This window comes from Streptomyces sp. CWNU-52B (assembly GCF_047444975.1).
Taxonomy (GTDB): domain Bacteria; phylum Actinomycetota; class Actinomycetes; order Streptomycetales; family Streptomycetaceae; genus Streptomyces.
On record NZ_JBLFJV010000001.1, the window covers coordinates 139,942 to 162,835 of the forward strand.

The following is a 22,894-nucleotide window of genomic DNA, read 5'->3' on the forward strand; positions in this document are numbered from 1 at the left end:
CCGGTCCTCGGCAGACGGGCGAACGCCCCGGCCGGGAGAGCACTCGGGCCGGCTGAGCAGCCCGGCCCGAGAAGTATCCCGGCCGGGTGAACATCCCCGCCCGACCGGCGCGTACCCACGGCGGAAACCCCCACCTTCCTTCCGCCGCCCCGCGCGCCGTCCCCCCACACCCCATCCCCAGGAGTCGACACTGTGCACCGACGCATACTCGGACTACTGACCGCCACCGGCGCGGCCGCCGCCCTGTGCAGCCTCATGCTCGCCCCGACGGCATCCGCCCAGAAGGCGGGCGAGGACACCACCGCCGCCGAATTCGTGGTCGGCGAGGCCCAGTTCAACGAGATGTTCCCGGGCCGGAACGCGTTCTACACGTACAGCGGTCTCACCGCCGCGCTCGACGCCTACCCCGGTTTCAGCAACACGGGCAGCGACACGGTGAAGAAGCAGGAGGCCGCCGCCTTCCTCGCCAACGTGAGCCACGAGACCGGCGGCCTGCAGTACGTCGTGGAGCAGAACACGGCCAACTACCCGCACTACTGCGACTCCACCCAGCCCTACGGCTGCCCGGCCGGCAACGACAAGTACTACGGCCGCGGCCCCGTCCAGCTCAGCTGGAACTTCAACTACAAGGCCGCGGGTGACGCCCTGGGCATCGACCTGCTCAACAACCCCGACCTCGTACAGAACGACGCGGCCGTGGCCTGGAAGACGGGCCTGTGGTACTGGAACACCCAGACCGGGCCCGGCACCATGACGCCGCACGACGCCATGGTCAACGGCGCCGGATTCGGCGAGACCATCCGGTCCATCAACGGCAGCCTGGAGTGCAACGGCGGCAATCCCGGCCAGGTCCAGAGCCGGATCGACAACTACCAGCGCTTCACCCAGCTGCTCGGCGTCGAAGCCGGTGACAACCTCAGCTGCTGAGACCGAGCGCGTGGCCGCCCGGCTCCGGCCCCACCCGAGCCGGGCGGCGCGCTCAGACCCCCCACCCCCTAGCAAAGAGGACCGCATGCCTTCCGCACGCAAGCTGACAGCATCCCTGGCCGTCGCGGCCGCGCTCGGTGCCGTCGCCGTCATCGTCGGACCGGCCGACCCGGTCGCCGCCGTCGGGGACACCATCCCGCTCACCCTGAAGAACACCTCGGGCAGCGGCGAGCAGGTGTACGTGTACGTGATCGGCACCGAGCTCGCCTCCGGCAAGCAGGGCTACGCCGACGAGAGCGGCGCCTTCCACGCCTGGCCGGCCGGTGGCAACCCGCCGGCCCCGGCCCCCGACGCCTCGTTCGCCGGACCGGCCGACGGCGCGTCCAAGACCGTCGAGCTCCCGAAGTTCTCCGGCCGGGTCTACTTCTCGTACGGCCAGAAGCTGGACTTCCGGCTCGCCGACGGCGGCCTCGTGCAGCCCGCCGTGCAGAACCCCTCCGACCCCAACCACGACATCCTGTTCAACTGGACCGAGTACACGCTCAACGACTCCGGTCTGTGGCTGAACTCCACCCAGGTGGACATGTTCTCCGCGCCGTACTCGGTGGGCCTCACCGGCGGCGACGGCTCCACCAAGGAGACTGGCAAGCTCAAGGCCGGCGGCTACCAGGCGGTCGTCAACGGCCTCAAGGAGCAGGGCGGCGGCTGGGAGGGGCTGGTCCAGTCCAGCGGCGACGGAACCCCGCTGCGCGTGCTGGCCCCCGGGCACGGCATCGCCTCCGGTGACATCCCGGCCGGGGTGATGGACGACTACATCGACCGGGTCTGGTCCAAGTACTCCTCCGAGACCTTGACGGTGACCCCGTTCAAGGACCAGCCCGACAACAAGTTCGAGGGCAAGGTCAACGGCGGCAAGATGGAGTTCACCGACGGCACCGGCGCCGTCGTGACGTCCTTCGACAAGCCCGACTCCGACTCCGTCTTCGGCTGCTACAACAAGCTGGACGCGCCCAACGACCAGGTCCGCGGGCCCATCTCACGGACCCTGTGCGCCGCGTACAACCGCTCGACGCTGCTCACCAACTCCCAGCAGCCCGACGCCGACGCCTCCGGCTTCTACCAGGACGACGTCACCAACCACTACGCCCGCCTGGTCCACGACCAGATGGAGGACGGGCAGGCGTACGCCTTCGCGTTCGACGACGTCGGCAACCACGAGTCGCTGGTCCACGACGGCGACCCGAAGGACGCGACCATCACCCTCGGCTCCTTCAACTGAGTCAGGTCCTCTGACAGGCAGGGCACCAGAAGAGGTTGCGGGCGGCGAGATCGGCGGTGCTGATCTCGCCGCCACAGATGTGACAGGGCAGGTCGGCCCTGCGGTACACGTAGACCTCGCCGCCGTGGTCGTCCTTGCGCGGCGGGCGGCCCATCGCCTCGGGTTCGTGCTCCGGACGGACCGTGTCGATACGGTTGTTGCGGACCCCCTCGCGCATGAGCGCCACCAGGTCCGCCCACATCGCGTCCCACTCGGACCGTGTGATGTCCCGGCCCGCTCGGTACGGGTCGATGCCGTGCCGGAAGAGGACCTCCGCGCGGTACACGTTCCCCACGCCCGCGATGAGCTTCTGGTCCATCAGGAGGGCGGCGATCGTCGTACGGCTGCGCGCGACACGTTCGTACGCGCGGGCCGGCTCGGCGTCCTCGCGCAGCGGGTCGGGGCCCAGGCGGTCGTGTATAGCCTGCTTCTCCGCGTCCGCGATCAGGGCGCAGGTGGTGGGGCCGCGGAGGTCGACGTACGCGGTCCGGTTCGCGAGCCGGAGGCGGACCGTGTCGGTGGGCGGGGGCGCGGGCGGGCCGTCGGCGGCCACCTTCCCGAAGTTCACCTTGCCGAAGAGGCCCAGGTGGATGTGGACCCAGCCCTCCGTCTCGAAGCGGAGGAAGAGGTGCTTTCCGTGAGCCTCGGCGGTGCTGAGCGCCGTGCCGTCCAGGAGGGCCGCGGCGTCCGCGAACTTGCCCTGCGGGCTGGTCACTCGGGCCGGGCGGCCACCGAAGGCGGCGAGGTAGTCGGCGGCCAGCCGGTGAATGGTGTGCCCCTCCGGCACGAGAACCTCCTGGGACGGTCGCGGTAAGGGGGCGCCCGTCCCTCCTGGGGGCTCCGCCCCCAGACCCCCGCATCGGCCTGAACGGCCTCGTCCTCAAACGCCGGACGGGCTAAAAACCCGACCCCCGGCCGGGCGGCGCTGAAAAGCAGGGCGCAGCCCGCTTTTCAGGGGCGCGGGGAACTGCGCGACCAGCGACAGCGGACCCGCACCCGCACCCGCAGGACGGACCCAGGAGGCGAGGGCGAAGCCCCGCCTTCAAGGGGCGCGGGGAACTGCGCGACCAGCCCCCACCCCGCCGCACCCGACGCACGAACCCGGGGAGGGCTTCAGCTCTGCGGATGGTGCGGCGGAATCGGCGGGAGTTCACCCGTCGTCTCGTACGCCGCCAGCATCTCGATCCGCCGCGTATGCCGCTCGTCCCCGGAGAACGGCGTACCGAGGAAGGTCTCGACGAACTTCGTCGCCTCCTCCTCGGAGTGCATCCGCGCGCCGACGGCCACGACGTTCGCGTCGTTGTGCTGTCGCCCGAGCGCCGCCGTCTCCACGCTCCACGCGAGAGCGGCCCGCACCCCCTCGACCTTGTTCGCGGCCATCTGCTCGCCGTTCCCGGACCCGCCGATCACGACGCCGAGCCCCTCGGGGTCGGCCGCGGCACGCTCGGCGGCGCGCAGGCAGAACGGCGGATAGTCGTCCTGGGCGTCGTAGATGAGGGGCCCGCAGTCGACGGGCTCGTGCCCCGCGGTCTTGAGCCACTCGACGAGGTGGTTCTTGAGTTCGAAGCCGGCATGGTCGGAGCCGAGGTACACGCGCATGGTCCGAGTGTGACATGGCTGTTTCGGATCGGCCCCGCCGGGGCAGGCGCGGGAAACCCTTTCAAGGCGAATGCCGGAATTCCCTCAAGAAACACTATAGAACCTCAAGAAAACCTCAAGTAACGATCTGGATTCAAAGGTTCACGAATATATTCGCCTGGGATTCACTGAACCGGCTCGTCACGTCCCCGCAGTCCCCCCACAGTCCCCGGCGCAAAGGAACCTCCCCCCATGACTTCGCAGCCGACCCTGACGAAGGCCGGTAACGGCCCCGACGGCCCGGGAGAACCCGGCGATCCCGGCGACGGCCTGCACGCCGGGCTCAAGAACCGCCATCTGTCGATGATCGCCATCGGCGGCGTCATCGGCGCCGGCCTCTTCGTCGGCTCCAGCTCCGGCATCGCCACCGCGGGCCCCGGCATCCTCCTGTCGTACGCCCTCGTCGGGACGATGGTCGTCCTCGTGATGCGGATGCTCGGCGAGATGTCCGCCGCGAATCCGACCTCGGGCTCGTTCTCCGCACACGCCGACCGCGCGCTCGGCCGCTGGGCGGGCTTCTCGATCGGCTGGCTGTACTGGTTCTTCTGGGTCGTCGTCCTCGCGATCGAGGCCACCGCGGGCGCGGTGATCCTGGAGAGCTGGGTCCCGGCCGTACCGCAGTGGGGCTGGGCCCTGCTCGTCATGCTCGTGCTGACCGCGACGAACCTGGTCTCCGTGGGCTCGTACGGCGAGTTCGAGTTCTGGTTCGCCGGGATCAAGGTCGTCGCGATCGGCGCGTTCATCGTCATCGGCGGGCTCGCGGTCTTCGGCGTACTGCCGGGTGTCGACAGCGACAGCGCCGGCCTCGGGAACCTCACGGAACACGGCGGCTTCCTGCCGAACGGGCCCGGCGCGATCCTCACCGGCATCCTGCTCGTCGTCTTCTCCTTCATGGGCAGCGAGATCGCCACCCTCGCGGCGGGCGAGTCGGAGAACCCCCAGCGCGCCGTCACGAAGTCCACCAACAGCATCATCTGGCGTATCGGCATCTTCTACCTCGGCTCGATCTTCGTCGTCGTCACGCTGCTGCCCTGGGACTCGAAGGCCATCCAGGACGACGGCTCGTACGTCGCCGCCCTGAACTCGCTCGGTATCCCGAACGCCGGCGAGATCATGAAGTTCATCGTGCTGACGTCCGTCCTGTCCTGCCTGAACTCCGGCCTCTACACGGCCTCCCGCATGGCCTTCTCGCTCGGCAGGCGCGGTGACGCCCCGAAGGCCTTCTCCCGCACCACGAGCCGTGGCGTGCCGATGGCCGCGATCCTCGCGTCCGTCGCCTTCGGCTTCGTCGCGGTCTTCTTCAACTACGAGTTCCCGGACTCGGTCTTCCTCTTCCTGGTCAACTCCTCCGGCGCGGTCGCCCTGTTCGTCTGGCTCGTCATCTGTCTCTCGCAGCTGCGCATGCGGAAGATCATCGAGCGTGAGACGCCGGAGAAGCTGGTCGTACGGATGTGGCTGTACCCGTATCTGACGTGGGCGACGATCGCGCTGATCGTCTTCGTGCTCGGCTACATGCTCACCGACACCGAGCACGACGGCCGCGAGACCGTCCTGCTGTCGCTCCTGGTGGCGGCCGTCGTGGTGGGCATCGCGCTGGTCCTGGAGAAGGTGCGCCGCGGGAAGAGCCGCCTCCAGGAGGGATCCGAGGAGAAGGAAGGCGCGGAGCAGGTGCCGGCCGGGCAGGACGAGGAGCCCGGCGAGGCCGGGGCCTCCGGCGCCGAGCGGGTCTGACGGTCCGCCTTCCGTACGACGCCTTCGCGGTTCCCTGCCGCGGAGGCGTCGTCGTTCGCGGTCACAGCGGCGTGAAGCTCTTCTGGACCTTCTCGTAGACGGGGAGCGCCCGGTCCTCGATCTCCGGGTAGTACCAGGTGGTGATCTCGTAGGACTTGCCGCCGGTGTCGAACCCGAGCAGACGGGCGTGCCAGGGCAGCCCCTTGGCGGTGACGGTGTACTCCCAGACGACCGCGGGCCGCCCCTTGAACGTGGTCTCCTCCAGGCGGATCCGCCGATAGTCCAGGCCCTTGCTGGTGCTCTTCTCCGTCTTCTGCCACTGGTCCATCAGGTCACCACGGGCCGGGGACGCGTTGGCCAGGACCTCCTGCTTGCGGTCCGGTGAGGTGTAGTGGACCTCGGCGCCGCTCTGCACCACCCGTTCCCAGCCCTTGGGCGGCACCCAGGCGTACAGCCCGGCCTCCGTGCGGGAGCCCGCCGGAAGGCTCGGCGGGCGTGCGGTGCCCTCGACGGTGGGCGGCGGGGTGTCCGCGCCGGAGCCGGACCGGGAGGCCTTGTCCTTGTCACCGGGCGAGCCGCCGAGCAACGGGACGAGCAGACCGGCGAGGGCTCCGGCGACGGCCACGCCCACGGCGGCCGTCAGGACCTTGCGGCGAGAACCTGGGCGCCCGGGAGTCGCGCCCTCGGAGGGGAGCTCGGGGGTGCTCCCGGGCGGGGCTTCGGAGGACGTGTTCCCGACGTCGGGGGGCGCGGGACGTGGTTCGGGGGCGGGTGCCTCCGGCTCGGCCGGCGTCGGCTTCGCTCCGGAGGGGCTGGAGTTGTCCGTGGTGTCAGGGGTGGATGGAGTGGCCGGAGAGGCTGGAGTGGCCGGAGTGCTGGGGTCGGGAGTGGTCCGCAGCGTCGGTGTACGCCGGACCGGTATCGCGTCCTGCACGGGCTGTACGGGCTGTGCCGGCTTCGGCGTGCCCAGGGCCGTCGTCTCCTCCTCGTCCCCCGGGGCGGTCTCCGGGGCGGGCTCCGGTTCGTCGGGGGGCGTGACGTCGGGCGGCGGCGGTGTCACCGTCACCGTGCTGTCGTCCGCCACCGGGCTCAGCAGCGCGGCCAGTTGTTCCAGCGCGGGGCGTACCGCCGGGTCCTTCCGGAGCAGGTCCGTGAGCGGTTCCCGCAGTTCCCCCGCCGTGGGCGGGATCTCGGGCTCCTCGTACAGCACGGCGTGCAGCGTCGCGAGGGTCGTCCCGCGGGAGAAGGGCGACCGCCCGCCCAGTGCCGCGCAGAGGGTGGCGCCCAGCGACCAGAGGTCGGACGGTGGGCCCTGCGGGCGGCCGGAGACCCGCTCGGGTGCCATGTAGTCGGGCGAGCCGACCAGCATGCCGGCCACCGTCAGGGCTTCCGTGTTCTGGATGGCGGCGATGCCGAAGTCGGTGAGGACCACCCGGCCGGCCCGCCGCTCGACCAGTACGTTGCCCGGTTTGATGTCCCGGTGCAGCACGCCGCCCGCGTGCACCTGGCCGAGCGCCGCCACCAGTTCGAGCCCGATCCGGGCCGTGTCGCGCGGGCTCAGCGGACCGTCCTCCGCCACGACCTGTTCCAGGGAGCGGCCGTCGACCAGCTCCATCACGATCCACAGGCGCTCGCCCTCGTCCACGACGTCGTACACGCGCACCACGTTGGGATGGTCGATCCGGGCCGTGGCCCTGGCCTCGCGCAGGGTCCGTTCACGGCGGACCCTGGCGTCCTCCTGGTCCAGCTGGTCCATGCGGTCGATGCGCATCTCCTTGACGGCGACCTGCCGGTCGAGCGTTTCGTCGGCGGCCCGCCACACCCGCCCCATTCCTCCTTGACCAATACTCTCGACCAGTCGATATCGACCTGTCACAAGCAATCCCGGAATACCGCCCCTCGTTGTTTCCGGCACCCCTATGTCCCCCCTTCAACACCTGCCACAGAAGAACCGCAAAGAAGCACGATGGACACATCTTTGTGTCGACCAGCATAGTGCGGAGAAATCTTGTGGTACCTCTTCAAGTACTGCGAATTCCGGCGCAGACATGGGGTTACAAGGGGGACGAACATGAGCTCTCGTCGCATGACGATCACCACGGGATCGCTGCTCACCGCATCTTTCTCGGCGGTGCTGATCTTTTCCTTTCCCGCCGGCGCGGACGATCCCGGGCCCATGAGCGACAAAGGGGGAAAGGTCGTCGACGAAGCGCCCGCAGGTGTGAAGCTGACGACGTCACTGCCCGAGAAGATCAACGTCGACAACAGTTCGCAGGAAACCGCTATTACTGCCACGGTGAAGAACGGGGGGACGAAGGACAGCGGCGCGATCCGAATGCTGGTGGTCGGTTTCGACGGCCTCACGGTCAAGGCTGTCGAGGGGTGCTCGAAAATCGCGGAGAAGGATCTCTCCGAGGGCTGGAACAGTGGCTTCACCTGCACCATCGACAATCTGGCCGCCGGCAGGTCGAAGACGTACGCCGTGGACGCGACGTTCGACGTGAAGAAGGAGGGCAAGATCTGTCTGCCCGTCCAGACGACCGACGGCAAGAAGACGTTCTGGCAGCAGGGTCCCGTCCCGTTCGGTGCGAACAACCCCGCGCCGAACGCCCCGACGACACCTCTGCTGCTCGGCACCGACAACAGCCCGGTCACTCCGGGCGGTGACGCGTCCGGGGACAAGGGCGGCGGCAGGACCGGGGGCGGGGAACTGCCCAGGACCGGTCCCGCCGATCAGGTCCTGCCGCTCGGCGCCGCGGGCGCCGCGCTCATCTCCGCGGGAGCGGTGGGGCTGTGGTGGACGCGGCGGGGGCCGGGCCGGAGCGAGTCCTGACGTACTGACGTACCTGACGCACAAGAGGTTCGCCGGGGTGACGGCGTGATGCCGTGACGGCATGACGTCCTGTACTACCCCGGCGAACCTCTTGCGGGAGAACTACCGCGCGGTCGTCAGCTCTCCCGCTTGACGAACTTCCACGCGGCGGGGAGCACGCCCATCGCCAGCGCGGCCTTGACCGCGTCCCCGATGAGGAACGGGGTGAGGCCCGCCGCCACGGCCTGGGTCGCCGTCATGTCGGCCACGAGGGCCAGGTACGGGACACCGATCACGTAGATGATCGCCTCGCCCAGCAGCATCGTGCCCGCCATGCGGACGACCGAGCGGTCCGCGCCGCGGCGGGCGAGCGTGCCCACGACGGTCGCGGCGAGCAGCATGCCGAGGATGTAGCCGAAGGACGCGGTGGCCCCGGAGGTGCCTCCCGCGAACCACGGCACCCCGGCCAGGCCCAGCAGCGCGTACAGGGCGAGCGAGGAGAGGCCGCGGCCGGCGCCGAGCGCGGTGCCGACGAGGAGGGCGGCGAAGGTCTGGCCGGTCACCGGGACCGGGGAGCCCGGGACGGGTACCGCGATCTGGGCGGCGATGCCGGTGAGGGCGGCGCCGCCCGCCACCAGTGCGACGTCCCTGACGCGGGAGACGGGGAGGAGGTCGGCGATGACCTGGCGCGGGCGGGCGGGGGCGACGGCGGTTGTCATGAGGGCTCCGGCGGGGGTGTGGGCGGCGGGTCTGGGCGTGGGCGGGGTCATCGTGACGCTATCCCAGGGGGGTGCGGCGATCACCGTCAGCGGTCGACAAAGGGGGGAGGTGGGGGTTGGTGCACCTCCGACAAAGGGTGTCCTGTACACCTGTGGGGGCGTGATGCTGGTCACTGGAGCGGGTCCCGCCAAGGGTTTCCGCCTCCGCCGCCGCCCCCGGCGGCACTGGTCGTACCCCCGTGCACCGCCTACCCTCAAGGCATGGTTGCCCAAGCCGAGAACTTCGCGTCGCGTCGCTATGTCGACCTGCGGCGCCAGGGCACCGCCACCTGTCGCCTCGCCTGAGGCGAGCACGGAGGCACTCCGGCTCGCCGAGACGGGACAGACAGACGTCGGCGCAGTGTCGGACCAGCCTCCGAGGAAGTTCTCCATGCCCAGCTCCTCCCTCGCCCCGGTTCGTCGGGGTGCCGTCGACAGCGATCGGCGCAGGACCAGTGCCAGCGCCGTCCTGCGGTCCGTCCTGGACCACGGCCCGGTCGCCCGCAGCACCGTCGCCCGGCTGACCGGCCTCTCCCCCGCGTCGGTCACCGGCCACTGCACGCGGCTCGCCTCGCTCGGCCTGATCCGGGAGGCGTCCGGACCCCGCAGGTCCAACGGCGTCGGGCGGCCCCACGTACCGGTCGACCTGGACGACTCCCGGTTCGTGGTCGGCGGCATCCACGTGGCGGTGCCGTACACCACGGTCGCGCTCCTCGACCTGCGCGGCCGGGTCGTCGTCGAGCGGCGGCTGAGCCACGACGGCGGCACCGGACCCGACCGGGTGCTGACCGTCGCCGCGGCCGGACTGCGGGCCCTCCTGGCGGGCGCCAGCGGCCGGACTCCGCTCACCGTGGGCATCGCGGCCGGCGGCTGGGTGGACCGGGACTCCGGGACCATCGTGGACCACCCGCTCCTCGGCTGGCACGACGTCCCCGTACGCGAGACGCTCCACGCGCACACCGGACTGCCGGTCCATGTGGACGGCCACGCGCGGGCGTTGGTCAACGGCGAGCGGCTCTTCGGCACGGCGGCCCGCGGCAGCCGCAGCGTGCTGCACCTCTTCGTCGGCAACGTCGTCGACGCCGCCTTCGCCACTCATGACGAGGTCCACCACGGCCCCCGCTCCCAGGCCGGCTCGATCGCCCATCTGCCCCTGACGGGCGGCACGGAGCCCTGCGGCTGCGGCCGGAGCGGCTGCCTCCAGGCGGAGTTGAGCGAGCGGACCCTGTGCCGGCGGGCGCGGGAGGCGGGGGTCATCCGTACCTCGAACCCCCTGCACGTGCTGGCCGCGGCGGCCCGCGGTGACACGATCGCCGTACGGCTGCTGCTGCACCGTTCCCGGATGACCGGCCGGGCCGTGGGACTCCTGCTCGGCGTGCTCAACCCGGACACGGTCGTCGTCACCGAGATGGGCGCCGTCCACCGGGAGGACTGCCTCGCGGCGCTGCGCGAGGAGGTCGGGTCCGACCGTGCGGCGGCCGTCGTGCCGACCAGTTTCCCGGACTCGGTGCTGGCCGTCGCGGGCGGTTCGGTCGCCCTGGACGTCCTGTACCGCGACCCGCTCGGCATGTCGCCCGGTCGGCTCCGGGCCCTCTCACCGGGGCCGACTTAATTCAGAAAATCCGAATGTTGACAGGCGTCATACCAGGCCAGGAGCATCGTGCCCATGAGCTGTCGCACCTTCTGTTGCTGACACGTCGACGCACTGACGCACTGACGCACTGCCGTTCCACCGCGCGGATCGGCCGGATGCCCTGACGTCCGTCAGACCACCGACGATCCGGCCGCGTCCGGCCGTCCAGTCGTCCGGGCCGTCCGTTCGCCCGGCCGCGTCCCGCTGTCGCCCCCGCCACGCCCCGCGCGTGCGCCTTTCCTGTGCGCCTCTCGCTTCCCCGGTTCCGCCTGCCTGGTTTCACGCGCCCTGCCGCCCCCTGCCCCCGCCTCCGCGGCACGGCCCCGTGAACCACCTCATGAATTCAGGGAGTCCTCCCATGCCACCTCCTTCCGTGCCCGGAGTCGACCGGCGGCTCTTCCTCTCCTCCCTGCTCGGCGCCGCCGCCACCGCCGGGCTCAGCGGCTGTGCGGGCAGCAGCGCCGCCGACACCGGGGCCGCCGGGAACACCTCCGCTCCGCTGACGAACAAGGTCCCCTCGGGTACGAGCCTCAAGATCTCCTCGTATCAGGGCGTCCAGCAGGTGCAGTTCAAGCTCGCCGGCCTGACCGATCTGCCGTTCGAGGTGTCCTCCTGGGCGAACATCGGCGCGGGGCCCGATGTCATCAACGCCTTCCGGGCCAAGTCCCTGGACCTCGCCAACAACGCCGGCATCCCGCCCATCCAGGCGTACTACCAGGGCTTCGACGCGAAGATCGTCGCGATCGACCTCACCCGCAAGCCCAACTACCTCTTCGCCACCAAGCCCGGCAGCGACATCCGGTCGGTCCAGGACTTCAGGGGGAAGAAGCTGGCCTTCTCACAGGGGCAGGCCCAGGGGGTCGTCCTGCTGCGGGCGCTCAAGCAGGCCGGGTTCACGTACGACGACGTGGACCTGGTGCCGCTGACCAGCAACCAGTTCCTCACCGCGCTCCAGTCGGGCCAGGTGGACGTCGCCCCGCTGGCCAACAGCCAGTCGCCCGCCTACCTCAAGCAGTACGGGTCCAAGGGCGCCCACACCATCCCCACCGACGTCGTGGACCTGCTCAGCCTGCTGTGGGCGCCCACCTCCGTGCTGGCCGACAGGGCGAAGGCGGCCGCTGTCGCCGCGTACATCCCCCGGTGGGCCCAGGGCCAGGTGTGGGCGTACGAGCATCCGGACGACTGGAACAGGGAGTTCTACGTCAAGACGCAGAACCTGACGCTCCCCCAGGCCGAGGCGATCACCGAGCTGGCCAACAAGCCGTTGTTCCCGCCGCGTTGGGACGAGGCCGTCAGGTGGGAGCAGGAGACCGCGGACCTGCTGGCCGAGGGCGGCTTCGTGAAGGCGTTCAAGGTCGACTCGCTCTTCGACCGCCGCTTCGAGGGCATCGCGGCGAAAGCCGTCCCCGCCGAGTACCGGAGGTGAGCACGATGGCCACCACGTCCACCACTGGCTCCGTCGGCCCCGACACCGAAGCCGAAGCCGGGGCCGAGGCGCTCGGAGGTTCCGCTGCCGCGCCCGGCGCTTCCGGGGTCCGGCGGGCCGGGCGGCGTCGCGCGCTCTCCCCCGGCAAGCGGCTGCCCGCCTCCCGGCTGATCGGCCCCGCCCTGTTCGTCGTGGTCTGGGCCGTCGCCTCCGCGGCCGGGCGACTGGACCCGAACGCGATCCCCGCGCCCTGGACCGTCCTGCGCACCACCGGTCAGCTGTGGAGCGACGGCACGCTGTCCACCGACATCCTCACCTCGCTGCGACGCGCCGGTTCCGGGTTCGCGCTCGGGCTGACCACCGGGGTGGTCCTCGCCCTGACGGCCGGGCTCAGCCGGGTCGGTGAGGCGCTGATCGACGGGACGGTCCAGCTCAACCGGGCGATCCCCACCCTCGGTCTGATCCCGCTGTTCATCCTCTGGCTGGGCATCGGCGAGACCTTCAAGGTCGCGATCATCGCCATCGTCGTCTACATCCCGATCTATCTGAACCTGTACTCCGCACTGTCCGGCATCGACCACCGCTTCGTCGAACTCGCCGAGGTCCAGGGTCTTTCGAAGTTCCGCTTCATCCGGGAGATCGTCGTTCCCGGCGCGCTGCCCGGGTTCTTCGTGGGACTCCGGCTCGGCGTCACCGGCTCCTGGCTGGGACTGGTGGTGCTGGAGCAGATCAACGCCACCAGCGGACTGGGCTACATGATGTTCCAGGCCCAGAACTACGGGCAGACCGACGTGATCCTCGTCGGCCTGCTGATCTACGGGGTCTTCGGCCTGGCCTCCGACAGCGCGGTCCGTCTCGTCGAACGGAGGGTGCTGTCATGGCGACGCACACTGAACAGCTGACGCACGCCGTACGGCTCCGGGGGCTGACCCGCTCCTTCGACGGCCGGACCGTCCTCGACCACGTCGACCTGGACCTGCCCGCCGGACAGCTCACCGCCCTGCTCGGGCACAGCGGCTCCGGCAAGAGCACGCTGCTGCGCGCCATCGCCGGCCTCGACCACGAGGTCACCGGCAGCGGGCGGCTGAGCGCGCCCGACCGGGTGTCCGTCGTCTTCCAGGACTCCCGGCTGCTGCCCTGGCGCCGCGTCCTCGACAACGTCCTGCTCGGCACCGAAGGAAAGCAGGCCGCCGAGAGGGGCCGCGCCGCCCTCGCCGAGGTGGGCCTCGCGGGCCGCGAACGGGCCTGGCCCAACGAGCTGTCCGGCGGCGAGGCCCAGCGGGCCGCACTGGCCAGGTCCCTGGTCCGCGAGCCCGAACTCCTGCTGGCCGACGAGCCGTTCGGCGCGCTGGACGCGCTCACCCGGATCCGGATGCACGCTCTGCTGCGGGAGCTGTGGGAGCGCCACCGGCCCTCGGTCCTCCTGGTCACGCACGACGTGGACGAGGCGATCGTGCTGGCCGACCGGGTGCTCGTACTCGACGAGGGGCGGATCGGCCTCGACCTGGCCGTCGACCGGCCGCACCCGCGCTCGTACCGCGACCCGCTGCTCGGCGAGTACCGCGAGCGGCTGCTCGCCGCCCTCGGCGTGACGGAGGACCACCCGGACCAAGGAGCCGGCAAGGGCCAGGAGGGTCACCGGTGAGGCGGCGCCGACGGCCGCACTCGGCCCCCTCCTCCTGGACACCGGCCACCCACGAGACCCGCTCCCCGACCTGACCCGCCCCGCCCCGCCCCTGCCATCCCGCACCCGCACCCGCACCCGCACCCGCACCCGCACCCGCACCCGCACCCGAGAGGAACCTCCATGCCCGACATCGAGATCCGCAAGGTCACCGCGAAGATCGGCGCGCGGATATCCGGCGTCGACCTCGCCGCGCCGCTCGACGCCGAGACCGTCACCGCCCTGCGCGCCGCCCTCGACGAACACAAGGCGCTGGTCTTCGACGACGTCGACCTGGACGACGAGGGCCAGCAGGCCTTCGCCCGGCACTTCGGCGACCTCACCACCGCCCACCCGACCGTGCCCGCCGTGGACGGCGCCCCGAACGTGCTGCCCGTGGACAGCGAGCGCGGCCGTGCCGCCAACAACTGGCACACCGACGTCACGTTCGTCCTCAACCCGCCGCAGGCCAGCACCCTGCGCAGCATCACCGTCCCGCCGTACGGGGGCGAGACGCTGATCGCCAGTTCCGCCGCCGCCTACCGCGGTCTGCCCGAACCCCTGCGCCTGCTCGCGGACACGCTGTGGGCCGAGCACACCAACGACTACGACTACGCGGTGCCCGAGGAAGAGGTCGACGAGAGGCTGGCCGCCCACCGGGCCCAGTTCACATCCATCAAGTACCGCACCGTCCACCCCGTGGTCCGGGTGCACCCGCTGACCGGTGAGCGCGGGCTGTTCATCGGCGGCTTCGCCCAGCGGATCGCCGGTCTGTCGGTGAGCGAGTCCCGCAAGGTCCTCGACCTGCTCCAGAGCTATGTCGTGCGGCCGGAGAACGTCCTGCGCCACCGGTGGTCGCCGAACCAGCTCGTGCTGTTCGACAACCGGATCACCCAGCACTACGCCATCGACAACTACGACGGGCTGCCGCGCCGCCTGAACCGGGTGACGGTCGCCGGTGACGTACCGGTCGGCATCGAGGGCAAGGAGAGCTACTCGATCGCGGGCGACGCGTCGCACTACACACCGGTCCACCCACCGGTCCGCACACCGGTCGCCTAGACGGCGGGCGGTCGTCGGTCAGGGAAGGGCCCTCGCGCGGAGGACGGTTCGCGCGAGGGCCCTTCTTGCGCGCTCGAGCACGCGGAAACCACTCTCTTGCTGTTAGTCTGCACTTGCAAGTCAGTTGCAATAAGAGCTGAAGGCTGTGCCCGGAACGCCCTGCCTCGTGATCGTCTTCTCACCTTTCACGCGGGCGGGGAGCTGGAAGGAGAGCCCCCGCGAGGACGTGACTCGCGGGGGCTCTCCCGGCTCCCGGCACTCAGCGAGAGACCCCCGTGGGCAGGTGGCCTACGGGGGTCTGCCGGTACCCGGAATTCCGGTGCAAGGTTACAGAATGCCGAACTCCAGGATGATGTGGTGCATTACCTGCAACCGGGAAGAACCCCACCGCGCGCTGACCAGGGACGAGCAGCAGCAGGTGCGGAGCGCCACCGGCCGCCGGTTCGTCGGGGACTTCTTCACGTGCGTCGCTCCCGGCTGCGGCACCCTGCGCACGGGGCTCAACAAGGCGCCGTTCGACAAGCCGAGGAAGCTGCCCGAGCCCTGACGAGCCGCCGTCCGCTCAGAGGTTGCCGAAGTCCGGGCCCTTCGTGCGGGTGCGCTTGAGCTCGTAGAAGCCCGGGACCGAGGCGACCAGGAGCGTGCCGTCCCACAGCTTGGCGGCCTCCTCGCCCTTGGGGGCCGGGGTGACGACCGGGCCGAAGAAGGCGATCTGCTCGCCGTCCTCACCGGGGACGGCGATGACGGGCGTGCCGACGTCCTGCCCGACCTTCTCGATGCCCTCCTTGTGGGAGGCGCGCAGCTCGGTGTCGAACTCGAAGTCGGCCTGGTCCGCGTAGTCGATCAGGTCCGCGGGGAGGCCGACCTCGTCGAGCGCGCCGGCGATCGCTTCCTTCGTCGGGCCCTGGCCGTCGTTGTGGATGCGGTTGCCGAGCGCCGTGTAGAGCGGGCCGAGCACCTCGGCGCCGTGCTTCTGCCAGGCCGCGGTCACCACGCGGACCGGCTGCCAGGCCTTGGTGGACAGCAGCTCGCGGTAGTGGTCGTCGAGCTCGTCCAGCTTCGGCTCGTTCAGTACCGCGAGGCTCATGATGTGCCAGCGCACCTCGATGTCCCGGACCTTCTCGACCTCCAGGACCCACCGTGACGTCATCCACGCCCAGGGGCACAGCGGGTCGAACCAGAAGTCGACAGGAGTCTTGGCGGAGGTCGTGACGGTGGTCTGCTCGGACATGGTTCTCCTCGGTAGGGGTGTGTCGGTGCCAGGAGCCCTGCGTGCTGTCTCAGAGGCCCAACGCGATCGGTCGCCCCTGCCATTCCCGGGTGTGCCGTGTCAGGGGTGCATGGCAGGATCGGTCCTGTTCACCCGTACTTTCACACGTGCCTTCGCACGTACCCATGACCCACGAGGGAGTGCCGCCCGTGCCCGGTGAGAATCTGTCCCGCGACGAGGCCCGCGAGCGGGCAGCACTGCTGTCCGTCGAGGAGTACGAGGTGTCCCTGGACCTGCGCTCCGCGGTCGGCGGGGCGGACGCCGGGCCCCGGACGTTCCGGTCGGTGACGACCATCCGGTTCCGCAGCGCCGAGCCGGGGGCCACGAGCTTCGCGGACCTGATCGCGCCGAGCGTCACGGCCGTCTCGCTGAACGGCAGGGACCTCGACCCGGGCGCGGTCTTCGACGGCTCCCGCATCCTCCTGGAGGACCTCGCCGAGGACAACGAACTGGTGGTCGACGCCCAGTGCGCGTACAGCCGCACCGGTGAGGGCATGCACCGCTTCGTCGACCCGGAGGACGGCGAGGTCTATCTCTACACGCAGTACGAGCCGGCCGACTCCCGCCGCGTCTTCGCCAACTTCGAGCAGCCCGACCTCAAGGCCCCCTTCCGTTTCGAGGTGCGGGCCCCCGAGGGCTGGGTGGTGTGGAGCAACGGCGTCGGTGAGCTCACCGACGGGGTCTGGAAGTTCGCCGGTACGAAGCCCATCTCGACGTACATCACGGCCATCGTCGCCGGCCCGTACCACTACGTGACCGACTCCTACGAGCGGGTGCTGGACGACGGCACCCGGCTGGAGATCCCGCTCGGCGCGCTGTGCCGCAAGGGGCTCGCCCGGCACTTCGACGCCGACGACGTCTTCCTCGTGACCAAGCAGGGGCTCGACTTCTTCCACGACCACTTCGACTACCCGTACCCCTTCGGGAAGTACGACCAGGCGTTCGTGCCCGAGTACAACCTCGGCGCGATGGAGAACCCGGGCTGTGTGACCTTCCGCGAGGAGTACATCTTCCGGGGCAACGTGACCCGGGCGTCGTACGAGCGCCGGGCGAACGTGATCCTGCACGAGATGGCCCACATGTGGTTCGGCGACCTGGTCACCATGGTGTGGTGGGACGACCTGTGGCTCAAGGAGTCCTTCGCGGACTTCATGGGCACGTTCTCGATGGTCGAGGCGACCCGCTTCACGGACGGCTGGGTCACCTTCGCCAACAACCGCAAGGCGTGGGCGTACCGCGCCGACCAGCTGCCCTCCACCCACCCGATCACGGCCGACATCCGTGACCTGGAGGACGCCAAGCTCAACTTCGACGGGATCACCTACGCCAAGGGTGCCGCCGTCCTCAAGCAGCTGGTCGCCTACGCCGGGCGGGACGCGTTCCTGGAGGGCGCCCGCCGCTACTTCAAGCGGCACGCGTACGGGAACACGCGCCTCGGTGACCTCCTGTCGGTCCTGGAGGAGACGAGCGGGCGGGACATGGCCGCCTGGTCGCGGTCCTGGCTGCAGACCGCGGGCGTCAACTCCCTCACGCCCCAGGTGATCCTCGACGCCGAGGGCCGCGTCACCGAACTGGCGGTCCTCCAGGAGGCGGCCGAGTCGCATCCCGAACTGCGGCCGCACCGGGTGGCGGTCGGCCTCTACCGGCGGGAGTCCACGGACGGCACGGCGGGCACGGACGGCACGGCGGGCGCGGGCGGTTCGCTCGTGCGGTACGCGCGCGCCGAGGTGGACGTCGAGGGTCCGCGTACGGTCGTCGGTGAGCTGGCCGGCGCCGACGCCCCCGAGCTGGTCCTCGTCAACGACGACGACCTCACGTACTGCAAGATCCGCTTCGACGAGGGGTCGCTGGACACGCTGCGCGCCCATCTCGGTGACCTCACCGACCCGCTCGCCCGCGCCCTGTGCTGGTCGGCGCTGTGGAACCTGACCCGGGACGGGCTCATGCCCGCGCGGGACTTCGTCGGTCTGGTGCTGCGCTTCGCGGGCCGCGAGTCGGACATCGGCGTGCTCCAGACGCTGCACGCCTGGGCGAACTCCGCGCTCACCTTCTACGCGGCGCCCGAGTGGCGGGCCACCGGTGGGCGGCTGCTCGCCGAGGGCGCGCTGCGGGAGCTGCGGGCCGCCGAGCCCGGCAGCCAGCACCAGCTGACCTGGGCGCGTTTCTTCGCGGCGGTGGCGGCGGGCGAGGCCGATCTCCGGCTGCTGGAGGGGCTGTTGCAGGACACGGAGAAGATCGACGGTCTTGAGGTCGACCAGGAGCTGCGCTGGGCGTTCCTGGAACCGCTCGCCGCGCACGGGGTCGCTGACGAGGGTGCGCTCCGCGCCGAGCTGGCCCGGGACGACACGGCGTCCGGCAAGCGGCATCAGGTGCGGTGTCTGGCGGCGCGGCCCTCGGCGGCGGTCAAGGCGCAGGCGTGGGCGACCGTGGTCGAGTCGGACTCGCTGTCCAACGCGCTGGCCGAGGCGACGATCGCGGGGTTCGCGCAGGCGTCGCACCGGGAGTTGACCGCGCCGTACGCCACGAAGTACTTCGAGGCGATCGAGCGGGTGTGGGAGGAGCGGTCGATCCAGATCGGGATGGATGTGGTGAGGGGGTTGTTCCCCTCGTTGCAGGATTCTCCGGGGACGGTGGCAGCGGCGGACGCGTGGCTCTCCTCTCGGGGGGAGGCCGCGCCGGCGCTTCGGAGGCTGGTGCTGGAGGCGCGGGACGATCTGGCGCGGGCTCTTCGGGGGCAGGCGTGTGACGCGGGGGCGTCTGCCTGAGCCGGTCCGGGGTGCGGTGCGGTGCGTTGTCGGGTGCGGGTGGGTGGGGGCTGGTCGCGCAGTTCCCCGCGCCCCTGAAAAGCGAAAAGATCGCGCCGTTCCCCGCGCCCCTCAAAGCCAAAAGGACTGCACCGTTCCCCGCGCCCCGGGGTCTCCTGTCGTCTCCTCTAATGGGTGATGGGGCCCTTGCGGTTGACTTGGGTTGCTTTCGTGACAGTTACGGGATTCGGGTGATCGGTGCCGTTACCCCGTTCGGACCAGGGGGTTTCGGCAGGGTGGGTGGGGGACTTTAGGGCGGGGTTGTCCTGGTCTCTCGACGGGCGTGTAACAGCGGTTAGGCGGGGGATCGGGAGCGGGACATTCGAGGTCATGAACCACGACACCCCGCTCTCCCCCCGGCCTCTGCGGCACCTGTCCGACATCCAGCAGCGCATCCTCACCACCGCGCAACTGCGGTCGCGGGGCGTGAGCGCCGCCGACATCACCGCGCAGTGCCGGCCCGGCGGTTCCTGGCAGCAGCTCCTGCCCGGCGTCTTCCTGCTCCGCCCCGGGCCCGCCACCGGTGAGGAACTGCTGCACGCAGCCCTCACGTACGCGGCCCGGTGCGCAGCCACGGAACCGGCGGAACCCGACGCCCCGCACGGGTACCCCGACGCGCTGATCACCGGTCTCGCCGCGCTCACCCTGCACCGCGTCCCGTCCGCTCCCGCGCTGCTGTCCCTGGACCGCGTCGACGTCCTCGTCCCGCGGCTGCGCCGGCTGCGGTCGACGGGCCGCGTCCGGATCGTCCGTACGCCGGACATGCCGGAGCCCGAGCAGATCGGCGGCGTCCCGGTGGCGCCGGTTCCGCGTGCGCTGGCCGACGCCGTCGCCGGCATCTCGGACGCCGGAGCCGTACGCCTGCTGCTCACCGAGGCGGTCCGCGGCGGACACTGCGAACCTGCGGCGGTCGTACGGGAGCTGGCTCGGGCCCGGCTGCTGAGCCGGCCGCACGTGGTGGACGCGGTCGACGCCCTCCTCGCGGAGGGCCGTGCCGTCGCCGAGGACCGCCTCTACCGGATGGTCGCGGAACACGCGCTGCCCGACCCGGTCTGGAACGTCGACCTCCGGCTGCCCGGCGGCCCGGTCCTCGGCGGCCTCGACGCGTACTGGCCCGACCAGGCCGTCGCCCTCGAACTCGACACCCGGGCCCCGCGTCAGGACGACGACGCGACGTGGTCGAAGTACGCCCACAAGCGCGAGCACCTGGAGCGCCTCGGCATCACCGTCGTCCAGGTCACGCCGAAGAAGCTGCGGGACGCGATGGAGCAGCAGGCCGTCGTCGTACGGACGGCCCTGATGGCGTCGGGCGACCGCGATCCGGCCGCCTACGTCGTCGTGGTGCCCCGTTAGGCCGGTGGCTCAGCCCTTCTTCAGGATCAGTTCCGTGTTGCGGTCCACCGCGTCGCCGCTCAGATCCGTGCGGGCGCCCGGGGCGTTGAAGGAGAGTTCGCGGTACAGGGCGGCCAGACCCGTCTGGGAGAGGTCCTCGAAGTCCGTGTCGTGCGGGGCCGCGGACTCGATGAGCGTGGTGAACAGCGAGAGCGTGCCGTCGTGGTTGTCGACGACCTCGATCACCCGGGCGAGCTGCGGGAAGTCGACGTGCGAGGCGGTGGAGACCTCCCAGAAGGAGCGGCCGTCCGGTCCGGCGTGCGGGGTGATGTCGTTCTTGTGGCTGTGGCCGTTCACCCAGGCGAGCACCGCGCGGTGGGCGCCGAGCACGGAGAGGACCTCGCCGCCGCCGTGCCGCTGCTCCCCCGGGTGCGCCGGGTCCTCGCGGAGGTTGCGCATCGTCTTGCTGGTGTGGTGGCTGAAGACGACGACGTGTTCCTTGTTCTTCTCGGCCGCCTTCAAGGTGCGCTCCAGCCACCGCAGTTGGGCGGTGCCGATCGAGCCCTCGTAGTGGCCGCCCGGGTCGGTGGTGTCGATGCTGACCCCGAGCAGGCCCTCGGCGATCCGGAACGTGTAGTACTGGGTCTTCGCGGCGAGGTTGGCCTGCGAGTAGCCGTGCCCGACGGGCCCCACGCCGACGTGCGCCGGGTCGAGGTGGGCCTGGAGGTACTCGGTCGGGGTGAAGGGCGCGCGGGCCTCGTCCGGGGTGACCGGACGCAGCTTGCGCGTCTGGGACGTGAGCATCGCCTTGAAGTCCGCGCCCTTGGGGTCGCCGCCCTTCTTGACGTTCTTCCAGAGGGCGGTGCCCACCGCCCCGTCGAGCGTCATCAGCTTCTTGCCCCCGACCGCGAACTCGGCGAAGAAGGAGTCGCCGGGCGCGTAGCAGCCGCCGGGCAGGGAGTCGTGGTTGCCGACCGTGGAGTACCAGGGCAGGTTGAGGCCGGGGCTGCGCAGTTCGCGGATCGCGGCGGCGAGGAACCCGTCGACGCGCGGGAAACCGAGCTGCTTGTCGGCGTCACGCAGGGCCGCCTCGGGCTGCCAGTACAGCTTGAGGTCGCTGTTCTGGACGCCCTCGTAGCGGGCCGGGTCGCCGGAGTTGGGGGTGATGCGGCCACCGCTCATCACCTTGAGGAACCAGTCGAGTTCCGTCTTGGCGTTGTTGTCGGTGTTGTCGCCGGTGGTCATCACGAAGTGCAGCGGGGATCCGGTGACGGGGGCTCCGCGCAGCGCGTTGACCCGCTCGACGAGCGAGACCGCGCCGGCCACCGACAGGGACTCCTGGGGGCGCCAGGCGCTGGAGGTCTGGGCGCGCAGGTACTCGTACCGCAGCGGGTGCTGGACATCGACCAGGTGCAGGTCGGTGAACTGCACGAACGCGGCGAGCGCGGTGCGCCGTTCGCCCCGGCCGGCCCTGGGCTCGGCGAGGTCGCCGCGGACGACGCGCGACCAGGCGGGCCCGTCCCCGAGCCGCCGGTACCCGGAGCCGGGGTGGGCGGTCGCGATGGAGGAGAGGGTGGTGCCCCGGGTGTACGGGGCCAGGGGCGCGGCCGGCGCCCTGCGGGAGACGGCCACGGGCCGGCCCTGAGTGGTGGCGGCGGTGTCGGTGGCGGCCTCGCTGGTCCCCGGCCGCAGCGCGAAGCCGATGCCCGCGGAGAGGGACACCGCCCCGGTGGCGGCCAGGAAGGCGCGGCGGTCACGGACAGTGGAGGTGGCGACAGAGCGTATGCGCGACATGGCGCGGTCTCCCCGAGTGCGAACGCGTCGGCAGTGGTCGCGGGCGGTTCGCTCACGCGAACTTCCCGCTCATACTGGATGGTTGGCATCGGGGATGGCCTGTGCGTTAACTGGACGGCAACGGGCAGCGCCGATCACCGTACGTCGATCTTGGACTACCCTCCGCGTCCACCGAGCCCTCGCGCAACCGAGGCGGGGCGGTCACTCCGTGTTCACTTCGCTGGGTAGGGGACCTAACTCCCGGCCCCCTCGGCGCCCTCGGGGGCCTTCGTCGGTCGGCCGTCCGCGGGCCGCTCCCGCCACAGCGCGAGTCCGACGTCGACGAGTCCCACCCGGTCGAGGCCGGGCACCTCGTCGAGCGGGTGCCAGGCCGCCATGTCGGTGGAGCCGTCGGTCTCGTAGCGGAGTTCACCGCCGGTGACGCGGGCCTCGTAGACGATGCCCAGCCCCTGGAAGTCGACGGTGCCGCCGAGGCGGCGGGGGTGGGTGCGGCGGATCGAGTCGACGCCCAGCAGGGCGACCGGTTCGACCGCGTAGCCGGTCTCCTCCTCGACCTCGCGGATCACGGTGTCGTACGGGGTCTCGCCGTGGTCCATGCCGCCGCCGGGCAGTGTCCAGCGCTTGCCGCCGTCCCGTGCCACCCAGCGCGCGAGCAGTATCCGCTCGTCCCTCACACAGATGGCGTACGCCGCCACCCTCAGCTCCTTGTGCATGGCCAGACGGTAC

19 protein-coding genes are annotated in these 22,894 nt (G+C 70.8%); 12 read left to right on the forward strand and 7 right to left on the reverse strand.

Annotated elements, in window-relative coordinates:
- The first annotated feature begins 192 nt into the window (after nt 1-192).
- Nucleotides 193-927, forward strand: coding sequence for a chitinase (locus ACLVWQ_RS00600; protein WP_414106040.1), 735 nt, complete (start codon nt 193-195; stop codon nt 925-927).
- 85 nt (nt 928-1,012) lie between these two features.
- Complete coding sequence (locus tag ACLVWQ_RS00605) at nt 1,013-2,206, forward strand: glycoside hydrolase family 64 protein (RefSeq protein WP_414106041.1); 1,194 nt, start codon at nt 1,013-1,015, stop codon at nt 2,204-2,206.
- A 1-nt stretch (nt 2,207) separates the two neighbouring features.
- On the opposite strand, the gene ACLVWQ_RS00610 is transcribed toward ACLVWQ_RS00605, so the two are convergent.
- Both ACLVWQ_RS00610 and ACLVWQ_RS00615 read right to left on the reverse strand, forming a co-directional pair.
- Nucleotides 2,208-3,032 carry an Fpg/Nei family DNA glycosylase gene (locus ACLVWQ_RS00610; protein ID WP_414106042.1) on the reverse strand — a complete coding sequence of 275 codons (825 nt, stop codon included), beginning with the start codon at nt 3,030-3,032 and terminating at the stop codon, nt 2,208-2,210.
- A 326-nt stretch (nt 3,033-3,358) separates the two neighbouring features.
- Nucleotides 3,359-3,844, reverse strand: a complete 486-nt coding sequence (locus ACLVWQ_RS00615; protein ID WP_414106043.1) for a ribose-5-phosphate isomerase — start codon at nt 3,842-3,844, stop codon at nt 3,359-3,361.
- A gap of 231 nt (nt 3,845-4,075) precedes the next feature.
- On the opposite strand from ACLVWQ_RS00615, the gene ACLVWQ_RS00620 reads away from it, so the two are divergent.
- Nucleotides 4,076-5,614 carry an amino acid permease gene (locus ACLVWQ_RS00620; RefSeq protein WP_414106044.1) on the forward strand — a complete coding sequence of 513 codons (1,539 nt, stop codon included), beginning with the start codon at nt 4,076-4,078 and terminating at the stop codon, nt 5,612-5,614.
- A 61-nt stretch (nt 5,615-5,675) separates the two neighbouring features.
- Here the strand turns inward: ACLVWQ_RS00620 and ACLVWQ_RS00625 are convergent, their stop codons facing one another.
- Nucleotides 5,676-7,490: a protein kinase domain-containing protein gene (locus ACLVWQ_RS00625; protein WP_414106045.1), complete on the reverse strand. Its 1,815-nt coding sequence runs from the start codon at nt 7,488-7,490 to the stop codon at nt 5,676-5,678.
- Nucleotides 7,491-7,685: 195 nt separating this feature from the next.
- Here ACLVWQ_RS00625 and ACLVWQ_RS00630 point away from each other — a divergent pair, with 195 nt between their 5' ends.
- Nucleotides 7,686-8,447: a hypothetical protein gene (locus tag ACLVWQ_RS00630; RefSeq protein WP_414106046.1), complete on the forward strand. Its 762-nt coding sequence runs from the start codon at nt 7,686-7,688 to the stop codon at nt 8,445-8,447.
- 116 nt (nt 8,448-8,563) lie between these two features.
- On the opposite strand, the gene ACLVWQ_RS00635 is transcribed toward ACLVWQ_RS00630, so the two are convergent.
- Entirely contained in the window at nt 8,564-9,145 is a 582-nt protein-coding gene (locus ACLVWQ_RS00635) for a biotin transporter BioY (protein ID WP_414106047.1), read from the reverse strand.
- A gap of 430 nt (nt 9,146-9,575) precedes the next feature.
- Between ACLVWQ_RS00635 and ACLVWQ_RS00640 the strand changes: the two genes are divergently transcribed.
- The 6 genes from ACLVWQ_RS00640 to ACLVWQ_RS00665 all read left to right on the forward strand — a co-directional run bounded on the left by ACLVWQ_RS00640 (nt 9,576) and on the right by ACLVWQ_RS00665 (nt 15,515).
- Nucleotides 9,576-10,796, forward strand: coding sequence for an ROK family protein (locus tag ACLVWQ_RS00640; protein WP_414106048.1), 1,221 nt, complete (start codon nt 9,576-9,578; stop codon nt 10,794-10,796).
- A gap of 379 nt (nt 10,797-11,175) precedes the next feature.
- Nucleotides 11,176-12,243 (forward strand): ABC transporter substrate-binding protein, encoded by a 1,068-nt coding sequence (locus ACLVWQ_RS00645; protein WP_414106049.1) that lies wholly within the window; start codon nt 11,176-11,178, stop codon nt 12,241-12,243.
- Nucleotides 12,244-12,248: 5 nt separating this feature from the next.
- The gene (locus ACLVWQ_RS00650; RefSeq protein WP_414106050.1) at nt 12,249-13,145 is read left to right on the forward strand and encodes an ABC transporter permease; all 897 of its coding nucleotides are present in this window, start codon (nt 12,249-12,251) and stop codon (nt 13,143-13,145) included.
- Nucleotides 13,121-13,888 (forward strand): ABC transporter ATP-binding protein, encoded by a 768-nt coding sequence (locus ACLVWQ_RS00655; protein ID WP_414106051.1) that lies wholly within the window; start codon nt 13,121-13,123, stop codon nt 13,886-13,888. The genes ACLVWQ_RS00650 and ACLVWQ_RS00655 overlap by 25 nt, the downstream gene beginning before the upstream one ends.
- 162 nt (nt 13,889-14,050) lie before the next feature.
- A complete protein-coding gene (locus tag ACLVWQ_RS00660; protein ID WP_414106052.1) occupies nt 14,051-14,968 on the forward strand; it encodes a TauD/TfdA dioxygenase family protein in 918 nt (305 codons plus the stop codon).
- A gap of 334 nt (nt 14,969-15,302) precedes the next feature.
- The gene (locus ACLVWQ_RS00665) at nt 15,303-15,515 is read left to right on the forward strand and encodes a hypothetical protein (RefSeq protein WP_414106054.1); all 213 of its coding nucleotides are present in this window, start codon (nt 15,303-15,305) and stop codon (nt 15,513-15,515) included.
- A gap of 15 nt (nt 15,516-15,530) precedes the next feature.
- Here the strand turns inward: ACLVWQ_RS00665 and ACLVWQ_RS00670 are convergent, their stop codons facing one another.
- Nucleotides 15,531-16,199, reverse strand: a complete 669-nt coding sequence (locus ACLVWQ_RS00670) for a DsbA family protein (RefSeq protein WP_414106055.1) — start codon at nt 16,197-16,199, stop codon at nt 15,531-15,533.
- A gap of 188 nt (nt 16,200-16,387) precedes the next feature.
- On the opposite strand from ACLVWQ_RS00670, the gene pepN reads away from it, so the two are divergent.
- Both pepN and ACLVWQ_RS00680 read left to right on the forward strand, forming a co-directional pair.
- On the forward strand, nt 16,388-19,003 hold the full coding sequence (pepN, locus tag ACLVWQ_RS00675; protein ID WP_414106057.1) for an aminopeptidase N: 2,616 nt from the start codon (nt 16,388-16,390) through the stop codon (nt 19,001-19,003).
- 369 nt (nt 19,004-19,372) lie between these two features.
- Nucleotides 19,373-20,395 (forward strand): hypothetical protein, encoded by a 1,023-nt coding sequence (locus tag ACLVWQ_RS00680; protein WP_414106058.1) that lies wholly within the window; start codon nt 19,373-19,375, stop codon nt 20,393-20,395.
- Between the two features lie 9 nt (nt 20,396-20,404).
- Here the strand turns inward: ACLVWQ_RS00680 and ACLVWQ_RS00685 are convergent, their stop codons facing one another.
- Nucleotides 20,405-22,168, reverse strand: a complete 1,764-nt coding sequence (locus ACLVWQ_RS00685) for a TIGR03767 family metallophosphoesterase (protein WP_414106059.1) — start codon at nt 22,166-22,168, stop codon at nt 20,405-20,407.
- A gap of 233 nt (nt 22,169-22,401) precedes the next feature.
- On the reverse strand, nt 22,402-22,881 hold the full coding sequence (locus ACLVWQ_RS00690; protein ID WP_414106060.1) for an NUDIX hydrolase: 480 nt from the start codon (nt 22,879-22,881) through the stop codon (nt 22,402-22,404).
- Nucleotides 22,882-22,894: the final 13 nt, after the last annotated feature.

Coding starts and splice junctions, on each gene's coding strand:
- ACLVWQ_RS00605 (WP_414106041.1), top strand. CDS start 1,013: ATGCCTTCCGCACGCAAGCTGACAGCATCCCTGGCCGTCGCGGCCGCG.
- ACLVWQ_RS00615 (WP_414106043.1), bottom strand. CDS start 3,844: ATGCGCGTGTACCTCGGCTCCGACCATGCCGGCTTCGAACTCAAGAAC.
- ACLVWQ_RS00620 (WP_414106044.1), top strand. CDS start 4,076: ATGACTTCGCAGCCGACCCTGACGAAGGCCGGTAACGGCCCCGACGGC.
- ACLVWQ_RS00630 (WP_414106046.1), top strand. CDS start 7,686: ATGAGCTCTCGTCGCATGACGATCACCACGGGATCGCTGCTCACCGCA.
- ACLVWQ_RS00635 (WP_414106047.1), bottom strand. CDS start 9,145: ATGACAACCGCCGTCGCCCCCGCCCGCCCGCGCCAGGTCATCGCCGAC.
- ACLVWQ_RS00640 (WP_414106048.1), top strand. CDS start 9,576: ATGCCCAGCTCCTCCCTCGCCCCGGTTCGTCGGGGTGCCGTCGACAGC.
- ACLVWQ_RS00645 (WP_414106049.1), top strand. CDS start 11,176: ATGCCACCTCCTTCCGTGCCCGGAGTCGACCGGCGGCTCTTCCTCTCC.
- ACLVWQ_RS00650 (WP_414106050.1), top strand. CDS start 12,249: ATGGCCACCACGTCCACCACTGGCTCCGTCGGCCCCGACACCGAAGCC.
- ACLVWQ_RS00655 (WP_414106051.1), top strand. CDS start 13,121: ATGGCGACGCACACTGAACAGCTGACGCACGCCGTACGGCTCCGGGGG.
- ACLVWQ_RS00660 (WP_414106052.1), top strand. CDS start 14,051: ATGCCCGACATCGAGATCCGCAAGGTCACCGCGAAGATCGGCGCGCGG.
- ACLVWQ_RS00665 (WP_414106054.1), top strand. CDS start 15,303: ATGCCGAACTCCAGGATGATGTGGTGCATTACCTGCAACCGGGAAGAA.
- ACLVWQ_RS00670 (WP_414106055.1), bottom strand. CDS start 16,199: ATGTCCGAGCAGACCACCGTCACGACCTCCGCCAAGACTCCTGTCGAC.
- ACLVWQ_RS00680 (WP_414106058.1), top strand. CDS start 19,373: ATGAACCACGACACCCCGCTCTCCCCCCGGCCTCTGCGGCACCTGTCC.
- ACLVWQ_RS00685 (WP_414106059.1), bottom strand. CDS start 22,168: ATGTCGCGCATACGCTCTGTCGCCACCTCCACTGTCCGTGACCGCCGC.
- ACLVWQ_RS00690 (WP_414106060.1), bottom strand. CDS start 22,881: ATGCACAAGGAGCTGAGGGTGGCGGCGTACGCCATCTGTGTGAGGGAC.